Source organism: Streptomyces sp. NPDC060198, assembly GCF_042728415.1.
Classification (GTDB): domain Bacteria; phylum Actinomycetota; class Actinomycetes; order Streptomycetales; family Streptomycetaceae; genus Streptomyces.
On sequence record NZ_JBHWZJ010000288.1, the window covers coordinates 1 to 8,956 of the forward strand.

10 protein-coding genes and 1 riboswitch are annotated in these 8,956 nt (G+C 73.3%); of the genes, 4 read left to right on the top strand and 6 right to left on the bottom strand.

Annotation, left to right across the window (positions count from 1 at the left end; genetic code table 11):
• Positions 1 to 124 precede the first annotated feature (124 nt).
• A complete protein-coding gene (locus ACFWEP_RS26615) occupies positions 125 to 391 on the top strand; it encodes a bacterioferritin-associated ferredoxin (protein ID WP_387373583.1) in 267 nt (88 codons plus the stop codon).
• A 34-nt stretch (positions 392 to 425) separates the two neighbouring features.
• On the opposite strand, the gene bfr is transcribed toward ACFWEP_RS26615, so the two are convergent.
• Positions 426 to 905 carry a bacterioferritin gene (gene bfr / locus ACFWEP_RS26620; protein ID WP_275494630.1) on the bottom strand — a complete coding sequence of 160 codons (480 nt, stop codon included), beginning with the start codon at positions 903 to 905 and terminating at the stop codon, positions 426 to 428.
• Positions 906 to 1,058: 153 nt separating this feature from the next.
• On the opposite strand from bfr, the gene ACFWEP_RS26625 reads away from it, so the two are divergent.
• Positions 1,059 to 1,691: a sulfite oxidase-like oxidoreductase gene (locus ACFWEP_RS26625; RefSeq protein WP_387373585.1), complete on the top strand. Its 633-nt coding sequence runs from the start codon at positions 1,059 to 1,061 to the stop codon at positions 1,689 to 1,691.
• Positions 1,692 to 1,761: 70 nt separating this feature from the next.
• Here ACFWEP_RS26625 and ACFWEP_RS26630 read toward each other — a convergent pair whose 3' ends face one another.
• The 5 genes from ACFWEP_RS26630 to thiO all read right to left on the bottom strand — a co-directional run bounded on the left by ACFWEP_RS26630 (position 1,762) and on the right by thiO (position 6,970).
• On the bottom strand, positions 1,762 to 2,625 hold the full coding sequence (locus ACFWEP_RS26630; protein WP_387373587.1) for a deoxyribonuclease IV: 864 nt from the start codon (positions 2,623 to 2,625) through the stop codon (positions 1,762 to 1,764).
• 2 nt (positions 2,626 to 2,627) lie between these two features.
• Complete coding sequence (gene pknB, locus ACFWEP_RS26635) at positions 2,628 to 4,571, bottom strand: Stk1 family PASTA domain-containing Ser/Thr kinase (protein WP_387373589.1); 1,944 nt, start codon at positions 4,569 to 4,571, stop codon at positions 2,628 to 2,630.
• Positions 4,572 to 4,704: 133 nt separating this feature from the next.
• Positions 4,705 to 5,499: a thiazole synthase gene (locus tag ACFWEP_RS26640; RefSeq protein WP_387373591.1), complete on the bottom strand. Its 795-nt coding sequence runs from the start codon at positions 5,497 to 5,499 to the stop codon at positions 4,705 to 4,707.
• 2 nt (positions 5,500 to 5,501) lie between these two features.
• Complete coding sequence (gene thiS / locus ACFWEP_RS26645) at positions 5,502 to 5,744, bottom strand: sulfur carrier protein ThiS (protein WP_387373593.1); 243 nt, start codon at positions 5,742 to 5,744, stop codon at positions 5,502 to 5,504.
• The gene (gene thiO, locus ACFWEP_RS26650) at positions 5,741 to 6,970 is read right to left on the bottom strand and encodes a glycine oxidase ThiO (RefSeq protein ID WP_387373595.1); all 1,230 of its coding nucleotides are present in this window, start codon (positions 6,968 to 6,970) and stop codon (positions 5,741 to 5,743) included. The genes thiS and thiO overlap by 4 nt, the downstream gene beginning before the upstream one ends.
• A riboswitch (TPP riboswitch) is annotated at positions 6,968 to 7,079 on the bottom strand. (Overlaps the previous gene by 3 nt.)
• A gap of 93 nt (positions 7,080 to 7,172) precedes the next feature.
• Between thiO and ACFWEP_RS26655 the strand changes: the two genes are divergently transcribed.
• Both ACFWEP_RS26655 and ACFWEP_RS26660 read left to right on the top strand, forming a co-directional pair.
• The gene (locus ACFWEP_RS26655; RefSeq protein WP_387373597.1) at positions 7,173 to 8,411 is read left to right on the top strand and encodes an NAD(P)/FAD-dependent oxidoreductase; all 1,239 of its coding nucleotides are present in this window, start codon (positions 7,173 to 7,175) and stop codon (positions 8,409 to 8,411) included.
• A 145-nt stretch (positions 8,412 to 8,556) separates the two neighbouring features.
• Positions 8,557 to 8,922, top strand: coding sequence for an Rv2175c family DNA-binding protein (locus ACFWEP_RS26660; protein WP_328722174.1), 366 nt, complete (start codon positions 8,557 to 8,559; stop codon positions 8,920 to 8,922).
• Positions 8,923 to 8,956 lie beyond the last annotated feature (34 nt).

Sequence of the window (8,956 nt, forward strand, 5' to 3'; positions counted from 1 at the left end):
GGATCCATGTGATCCGTGCCCCACGGGCATTCCGGGGCTTTTGCCCACCGGTTCCGATGGGTAAGGTTAGGATTGCCTCACCGCGTCGGGAGGTGCCCCGCACGCTCCCCGGGAGGTGAACCGCATGTACGTCTGCTCCTGCTTCGGCGTCACCGAACAGCAGGTGAAGCAGCATGCGGCGGCCGGGGCCTGCACTCCCCGGCAGATCGCCTCCGCCTGCAAGGCCGGCACCGACTGCGGCGGATGCGTCCGCCGCATCCAGGCGCTGCTGGGCCGGGGCGAGTGCCCGCGCCGGGAGCTGCTGGAGCGCCGCGCCGACCCGTCGGCCGCCTCCGTGGACCTGCCGGACGCCGCGGACCCGCTGGAGACCGCGTTCCCCGAAGCCGCCTGACCGGAGCCGTCCGCGTGCGCGCGGTCCGTGGGCGTCAGCCCTCAGGCTGCTCGATCTGCTGGGCGATGTAGAGGGGCTCGCCGAGCTTCTCCACCAGCTCCAGCTGGGTGTCCAGGTAGTCGATGTGGTGCTCCTCGTCCTCCAGGATCGACTCGAAGATGTTGGCCGAGGTGATGTCGCCCTTGGCCCGCATGACCTCGATACCGCGCTTGAGGCGGTCGATCGCCTCCACCTCCACCTGGCGGTCGGCCTGGAACATCTCCGTCACGGTCTGGCCGACACGGACGTGGAAGAGGCGCTGGTAGTTCGGGAGGCCGTCGAGGAAGAGGATCCGGTCGGTCAGGATCTCCGCGTGCTTCATCTCGTCGAACGACTCGGCCCGGGTGTACTTGGCGAGCTTCGTCCAGCCGAAGTTGTCCTGCATCTTCGCGTGCAGGAAGTACTGGTTGATGGCAGTCAGTTCGGCAGTCAGCTGTTCGTTCAGGAACTCGATGACCTCGGGGTCGCCCTGCATCGCAGAGGCTCCTTCCAACCGGTGTACCGGACAGTTGCGCAGATCCTCGCACCGCACCCCCGGGGCGTCCAGTAAGTGCATGCTTAGTACGAGTTGCGCCATTCGCTTCGTCCCTGGTCATCACCACCCCTGCCTGTCTGTCACCATGGAGGCATGGGTCAGCCGGAAAGTGAGGGGTACCGCGCAGCGGGGCAGTCCGAGCTCCCGCCGGGCCAGCGACTGCAACGCGGGTGGCCGGTGACCCACTACGGTCCTGTACCCAAATTCCGCCCCGAACGCTGGGAATTCCGGGTCTTCGGAGCCACCGCCGACGGCGAGAAGCGCTGCTGGAACCACGAGCAGTTCTCGGAACTCCCCTTCTCCTCGGTCGTCGCCGATCTGCACTGCGTGACCAAGTTCTCCATGCTGGGCTCCGAGTGGGGCGGCGTGCCCGCCTCCGTCGTCCTCGGTCTCGCCCCGCCCGCCGCCGACGTCACCCATGTGATGGTGTGGGCCGAGTACGGCTTCTCCTCGAACCTCCGGCTCGCCGACTTCGCCTCGGAGCGCACCCTCTTCGCCACCCACAAGGACGGCGAACTCCTCACCGCCGAGCACGGCTTCCCGCTGCGCCTGGTCGTCCCGCACCTGTACGCCTGGAAGGGCCCGAAGTGGGTCCGCGGCATCGAGTACATGACGGCCGACCGACGCGGTTTCTGGGAGGAGCGCGGCTACCACAACATCGGCGACCCGTGGAGCGAGCAGCGCTACTCCTACCAGGAGAAACCCGGCGACGGCCCGGAGCTCTGAGCCCCGGGCTCCGAGCCGGTGGCGTCCGAGACCGTGGGGTCCGAGCCCGCGACCCGGTCCCCGCCGGGGCTCAGGAGCCCGCGGAGGCCCGCAGTTCCTTGAGTCGCGCCACGTCCGCCGTGTGCCCCTCTTTCCCGCCCGGCGTCTCGATGACCAGCGGCACCCCGGCCGTCGCCGGGTGCGCGAAGAGCTCGCGGAACGGCTCCGCGCCGATGTGGCCCGCGCCGATGTTCTCGTGCCGGTCCTTGTGGGCGCCGGCCACGTCCTTGGAGTCGTTGGCGTGGATCAGCTTCAGCCGCCCCTCGCCGACCGTCTCCACCAGCAGGTCCAGGGTCTGCCGCATCCCGGACGGGCCCGCCAGGTCGTGGCCCGCCGCGTAGATGTGGCAGGTGTCCAGGCAGACGCCCAGCTTGGGGTGGGAGTCCAGCGCCTCGAAGTACGGCCCGAAGTCCCAGGTCCGCGAGCAGAGCGAGAAACCCTGTCCTGCGGTGGACTCCAGCAGGAGATCGGGATCGTCGTCGCGGGTCAGCTCGTCCAGCAGCGGGAGCATGTGGTCGCGCACCTGCGCGAGCGCCTGCTCCCGGGGCCGGCCGCCCGTCGCCGAGCCGGTGTGGACGACGACGCCCAGCGCGCCGATCTCGCGGGCCCGGCGCAGCGAGTGCCGCAGGGACTCCACGGACTTCTCCACGGTCGCCTCGGTGTGCGAGCCGAAGTTGATCAGGTACGGGGCGTGCACGTACACCGGCATGTCCCGGGCCGCGCACTCCTTGCGGAACAGCTCGTCCTGGTCGGGCTTCCCGGCCGGGGTGGCCCAGCCGCGCGGGTTCGCCACGAAGACCTGGACGGTCTCGGCCGCCAGTTCGTCGGCGTACGCGATGCCGGTCTTCACCAGTCCGCCGGCCACCGGGACGTGTCCGCCCACCGGGTTGCGCATGGTCACAGTCCCTTGGTCCTGATGGTGACGGTCGATCCCTCGGCCGCCCGGCCGCCGCCCTCGACGGACTGGCTGCCCACCGTGTCGCTGAAGGAGAGGAACGGCCGGTCGACCTTCACCTCGAACCCGGCGTCCTGAAGGATCTCCCGCGCCTCGTCCACGTCCTTGCCGGTGACGTCCGGCACCTCGATCATCCGAGGGCCCTTGGACACGGTGAGCTGGACGGTGTCCCCCTCGGCCGCCTCGGCGCCGGGGTCGGGGGTCTGCTCGGCGACGTCTCCGGCCACCTCGGGGGAGTTGATCCGGCCGGGCTTCACCTCGGCCTTGAGGCCTTCCTCCTCCAGGGCCGCGGTGGCGTCCTCGACGGAGAGCCCGGAGACGTCCGGGACGTCGACGGGGGAGCCCTTGCTCACGACCAGCGCCACGGCGGAGTCCGGGTGGCGCCCGGTGCCCGCCCCGGGGTCGGTACGGATCACCTCGCCGCGCCCGACGTCCTCGCTGAACTCCCGGGTCACCATGCCCGGAGCCAGACCGGCCTCCTTCAGCGTCCGGCGCGCGTCGGCCAGGGAGGTGCCCTCCACGTCGGGGACCTCCACGATCTCCGGGCCGCGCGAGACGACCAGCTTGACCGATTCGTTGCCCCGGACCCGGTCGCCGGGCGCGGGATCGCTGCTGATCACCGAACCCCGGTCGACCGTGTCGCTGTAGGCCTTGTCGACGGACTTCACGTCGAGCCCGGCCTCGTCGAGCCGCTTCTCGGCAGCCTCCTGGGGCTGGCCGAGGAGCGAGGGGACCTGGGTGAACTGGCCCGAGTTGATGTACCAGACACCGCTGCCGACCAGCAGCACCACCACCAGGGCGGCGACCGAGGCCCAGACCCCGCGGCGAGGGCCGCCCCCGGACCGTTCCGCCCGTCCGGACCGCCGGGGCCGGGCGGGCGCGACCGAGGCGTTGGCCGTCGCGGGCATCTCCAGCCGGCTCGTCCGGTGGGTGGTGCCCCGGTCCTCGGGGACGGCGCGCGGCAGCACGCTCGTACGGTCCTCGGCTCCGACGGAGCCGACCGGGGTGAGCGCCTGTGGCGGGGCGGCGTCCAGCTCGGCGTCGCTGAGCAGGGCCCGGGCTTCGAGGGTCTCGGAGAGCAGCACCACCGCGTCCTGCGCGCGGGCCCGGGCGTCGCGCGCGGTGGCCCCCGCGACCAGCGCGTCCAGCGCCGGGGAGAGCCCGGGCACGGCGGCGGACGGCGGGGGGACGTCCTGGTTGAGGTGCTGGTAGATGATCTGGGCGGCGTTCTCGCCGGTGTACGGCTTGGTGCCGGTCAGCATCTCGTACAGCACCACACCGCAGGCGTACACGTCCGAGCGGGTGTCCGCCGTGCCGTGCTCGATCTGCTCCGGAGCGAGGTAGGAGACCGTGCCCAGCAGGGAGCCGGTGGTGTCGGTGGCGGTGCCGACCGCGCGGACCAGCCCGAAGTCGGCGACCTTCACCCAGCCGTCGTCCCCTATCAGGACGTTCTCCGGCTTCATGTCGCGGTGCACGAACCCGGCCCGGTGCGCGGCGCCCAGCGCGGCCAGCACCGGCTCCAGGATGTCGAGCGCGGCGCGCGGCTGGAGGGCCCCGCGGTCCCGCAGCACCTCACGGAGCGTGCAGCCCGCGACGTACTCCATGGCGAGGTAGACGTAGGCGCCCTCGGCGCCCTGGTCGAAGACGGACACCACGTTGGGGTGCGCGAGGCGGGCTACCGACTTCGCCTCACGGATGAAGCGTTCGACGAAGGAGGCGTCGGCCGCGAGTGCGGGGTGCATCACCTTGAGGGCGAGCACCCGGTCGAGCCGGATGTCCACGGCCCGGTAGACCGTGGCCATCCCGCCCACCGCGATGCGCGCCTCGACGCGGTAGCGGCCGTCGAGCAGCCGTCCGAGCAGCGGGTCCTGGAGGGTCGTGTCCACCCGACGAGTCTACGAGCCGCCGCGGACACCCCGGGCGCCCCGGAGCGGGCCCGGGGCCGTATCGCAGCCGAGCCGTGACACGCCGGACCGTTCGGAACGCCGGGCGCTCCGGTCGGAACGTCGCCCGCTCCGGTCAGAAAGCAGGCCGCTCCGGGTCCAGGACCGCCCGGCCCTCCACCGGGGAGGAGGCCCGGGCGAAGTGCCGGCGGGGGATGCGGCCCGCCCGGCGGGCCAAACGGCCGCCGTCCACCGCGTGCCGCATCGCCGACGCCATCAGCTCCGGCTCCTGCGCCCGGGTCACCGCCGAGGCGAGCATCACGGCCGCGCACCCCAGCTCCATCGCCAGAGCCGCGTCCGAGGCGGTGCCCGCCCCCGCGTCCAGGATCACCGGGACCCCGGCCCGCTCCACGATCAGCTCGAAATTGTGCGGGTTGCGGATGCCGAGCCCGGAGCCGATGGGCGAGCCGAGCGGCATGACCGCCGCGCAGCCCACGTCCTCCAGCTTCCGTGCGAGGACCGGGTCGTCGTTGGTGTAGGGCAGCACGGTGAACCCGTCGTCGACCAGGATCTCCGCCGCGTCCAGCAGCTCGACGGGGTCCGGCAGCAGGGTCCGCTCGTCGGCCACCACCTCCAGCTTGACCCAGTCCGTGCCGAGGGCCTCCCGGGCCAGCCGGGCGGTCAGCACCGCCTCACCCGCGGTGAAGCAGCCCGCCGTGTTGGGCAGCACCCGGATCGAGAGGCGCTCCAGCACGGAGAGGACCGAACCCTGCACGGTGGGGTCCAGCCTCCGCATCGCGACGGTGGTCAGCTCGGTGCCGGACGCGACGAGAGCCCGCTCCAGCACGTCCAGGCTGGGGGCGCCGCCGGTACCCATGATCAGCCGGGACGAGAACTCGTGTCCGCCCAGGTGGAAGAGATCGTCGGACATGGTCAGCCTCCCTGCACCGCGGTGAGGACCTCGACGCGGTCGCCCCCGGCGAGCGGGGTGGTGTCCCACGCCGAGCGCGGCACCACGCTCTCGTTGACGGCGGCGGCGACCCCCGAGGGCGCCCGGGTCAGGGACGCCAGGAGGGCGCCCAGGGTGGTGCCGGCGGAGACCTCGCGCGGGTCACCGTTGACGGAGACGGACACCCCGGCGGTCACGTCGGCCGGTCCGGCCAGGTGGTCGGTCATGCGTACTGCTCCTCGCGCGCGGGGACGGTGGGGGTGGTGAAGCGGCCGGCCGCGAACGGGCGGGCCACCTCCGGCAGCTCGCCGGTGGTCAGCACGTGCGCCATGACGTCGCCGGTGACGGGGGTCAGCAGCACCCCGTTGCGGTGGTGGCCGGTGGCGACCAGCAGGCCCGGCAGCGCGGTCGGGCCGAGCACCGGCGCGTTGTCCGGGGTGGCGGGACGCAGCCCGGCCAGGGTCTCGGTGAGCGGGAGTTCGGTGATGCCCGGTACCAGCTCGTGGGCGTCGCGCAGCAGCTCGTACACCCCGCCCGCCGTCACCGTGGTGTCCCAGCCCATCTCCTCGCTCGTCGCGCCGACGACCAGCTCGCCGTTCTCGCGCGGTACGAGGTACAGGTCCTGGCCCCGCACCACCGCGCGCACGGTCCGGCTGAGGAAGGGGGCGTACGCCCCCGGCACGGCCATCCGCAGCACCTGGCCCTTCACCGGGCGCACCGGCGGGGCGACGCCCTCCGGCAGCCCGGGGAGCCTGCCGCTGAGGCTCCCGGCGGCCAGCACGACCTGCCCGGCCGAGACCGCGGTGGCGTCCGCGAGCAGCGCCCCGGACGCCCGGCCGCGCGCCACCTCCAGCCGCTCGCAGGGGCTGCGGTGGAAGACCACCCCGGCCCGCTCGCAGGCCGCCAGCAGTGCCGCCGCCAGTCGGCGGGGGTCGACCTGGTGGTCGCCGTCCACCCGCAGCCCGCCCCGTACGCCCGGCGCCAGCATCGGCTCCAGCCGCCGGCATTCGCGCCCCGAGAGCCACTGCGAGTCGAGCCCGGACCGCTCCTGGAGGGCGTGCAGTTCGCGCAGGTGCGCCCGGTCGTCGGAGTCCAGCGCCACCGCGAGGGTGCCGCAGGCGCGGAAGCCGGTCTCCCGGCCGCTCACAGCCTCCAGCTCCGCCACGAACTCCGGGTAGCGGGCCGCGGAGGCGAGGTTGAGCCCGAGCAGCATCTGCTCGCCGTAGTGGAGTTCGGTGACGGCGGCCAGCATCCCGGCCGCCACCCGCGCGGCGCCGCCGCCCGGTTCCGGATCGACGACCGCCGTCCTCAGCCCCGCCTGCGCGGCCCGCCAGGCGGTCACCAGGCCGATGATGCCGCCCCCGACGACGAGCACGTCGTACGAGGGCCCCCGGCGGCCGGCGCCGGTCGTGCTCGCGTCCTCGGCGGCCGTCGGTTCCCGTGAAGCACGCATGGATGTCCAGCCCCTCCCTTCGCCGGCATGACCCGGATCAGGTTCGTACGGTCGGAGGCCGCCAGCCTCCCTCTCAGCCCGGTTCGTCCGGGCTCCCGCGAGTGTCTTTGCCCGGCCACCCTAGTTGTTCGGTCCATGGAGGCGCCGCACGGGCCTGCCGACCCCGTGAACTGGCGGAGCGTCAGGTCCTTAGGGTGGGTACGTGAGCGAACAGAGCGACCAGCGGGCGCCGGAGCACGGCGTCGTCATCGTCGGAGCGGGCATGGCGGGGGTACGGACCGCCGTGGCGCTGCGGGACGAGGGGTACACCGGGCCCGTCACCCTGATCGGAGCGGAGCCCCACCAGCCCTACGACCGGCCGCCGCTCTCCAAAGCCGTACTGCTCGGCACCGCCGAACACTCCGCCTTCGACATCGACTTCGAGGCCCTCGGCGTCCGCCTGCGCCTCGGGCTCTCCGTCGAGGGCCTGCGTCCCGCCGACCGGGAGGTGGACACCGAGGCCGGCCCGGTGCCGTACGACGTGCTGGTCCTCGCCACCGGAGCCGAACCCCTGACGCTGCCCGGCTCCGAAGGGGTCCCCGGCGTCCACCTGCTGCGCACCCTGGACGACGCGGCGCGGCTGCGGCCCGTCCTCGCCGCGAAGCACGACGTCGTCGTGGTCGGCGCGGGCTGGATCGGCGCCGAGTTCGCCACCGCCGCCCGTGCCGCCGGCTGCGCGGTCACCGTCGTGGAGGCCGCCGCCCGCCCGCTCGCCGGGGCACTGCCCGCCGAGGTCGCCGCCCCCATGGCCGACTGGTACGCCCGCGCCGGCGCCACGCTCCTCACCGGCGCCCGGGTCGACCGCGTCGAGCCGGGCGCCGTGGTCCTCGCCGACGGACGCAGGCTCCCGGCCGGCGCGGTGGTCGTCGGCATCGGCGCCCGCCCCGCCACCGGCTGGCTCGCCGGCTCCGGCATCGCGCTCGGCCCGGACGGATCGGTCATCGCCGATGCCGCGCTGCGCACCTCGGTGCCCGGGGTGTACGCGGTCGGGGACTGCGCCTCGTACCCCTCCGCGCGCTACGGCGCACGCCTGCTGGTCCACCACTGGGACAATGCGCTCCAGGGCCCGCGCACCGTCGCGGCGGGCATCACGGGGCCGGCCGCGGAGGGCGCGGCCGCGGAGCCGTACGACCCGGTGCCGTACTTCTGGTCCGAGCAGTTCGGCCGCTTCGTCCAGTACGCCGGGCACCACGCGGACGCCGACACCCTGCTGTGGCGCGGCGACCCGGCCGACGAGGAGTGGACCGTGCTCTGGCTGCGCGACGGCGCGCTGGTCGCCCTGCTGGCGGTCGGCCGTCCGCGCGATCTCACCCAGGGGCGCAAGCTCGTCGCCTCGGGCCGGACGGTCGATCCCGAGCGGGCCGCCGACCCCTCCGTACCCCTGAAGTCAGCCGTCCGCTGAGTCTCCGCCCGGGATCCGCACCGGCCGCGCGCACCCGGCCGGCCCCCGCCGGGCCCCGGCGCGACCTGCGCGGACGCCATCCTGACAGGGTCCGTACGGTCGGCCCGGCTACCGGCTGTCGGTCCCAGATGGCACGCTTGTCCTCGTGACCCAGATTGACGCAAAGATCGATGCTCTCGTCCCTGCCTGGCTCCACCTCCCCGACATCGCGGAACTCCTCGACGTCGAGGTGACGCGTGTGCGGCAGTTGGTCAAGGAAGGCCAGCTGATCGCCGTGCGTCGCGGTGAGAACCGGACACTCCAGGTGCCCGCCGCCTTCATCGACGGCGACAAGGTGGTCAAGGGCCTCGCGGGGACCCTGACGCTCCTGAGGGACGACGGCTATTCCGACGAAGAGATGCTGGACTGGCTCTTCACTCCCGACCCGAGTCTGCCCGGCACCCCCGCGCAGGCGCTGAGCGAGAATCGCGGGACGGAGGTGAAGCGCCGCGCCCAGGCGCTCGCCGTCTGACCGAGACGACCGCACACGTGGTCGCGGGCCGTGC

Bases quoted from the DNA above. Each gene is read 5' to 3' on its own strand.
- ACFWEP_RS26615 (WP_387373583.1), top strand. From the start codon at position 125: ATGTACGTCTGCTCCTGCTTCGGCGTCACCGAACAGCAGGTGAAGCAG.
- bfr (WP_275494630.1), bottom strand. From the start codon at position 905: ATGCAGGGCGACCCCGAGGTCATCGAGTTCCTGAACGAACAGCTGACT.
- ACFWEP_RS26625 (WP_387373585.1), top strand. From the start codon at position 1,059: ATGGGTCAGCCGGAAAGTGAGGGGTACCGCGCAGCGGGGCAGTCCGAG.
- ACFWEP_RS26630 (WP_387373587.1), bottom strand. From the start codon at position 2,625: ATGCGCAACCCGGTGGGCGGACACGTCCCGGTGGCCGGCGGACTGGTG.
- ACFWEP_RS26640 (WP_387373591.1), bottom strand. From the start codon at position 5,499: ATGTCCGACGATCTCTTCCACCTGGGCGGACACGAGTTCTCGTCCCGG.
- thiS (WP_387373593.1), bottom strand. From the start codon at position 5,744: ATGACCGACCACCTGGCCGGACCGGCCGACGTGACCGCCGGGGTGTCC.
- thiO (WP_387373595.1), bottom strand. From the start codon at position 6,970: ATGCGTGCTTCACGGGAACCGACGGCCGCCGAGGACGCGAGCACGACC.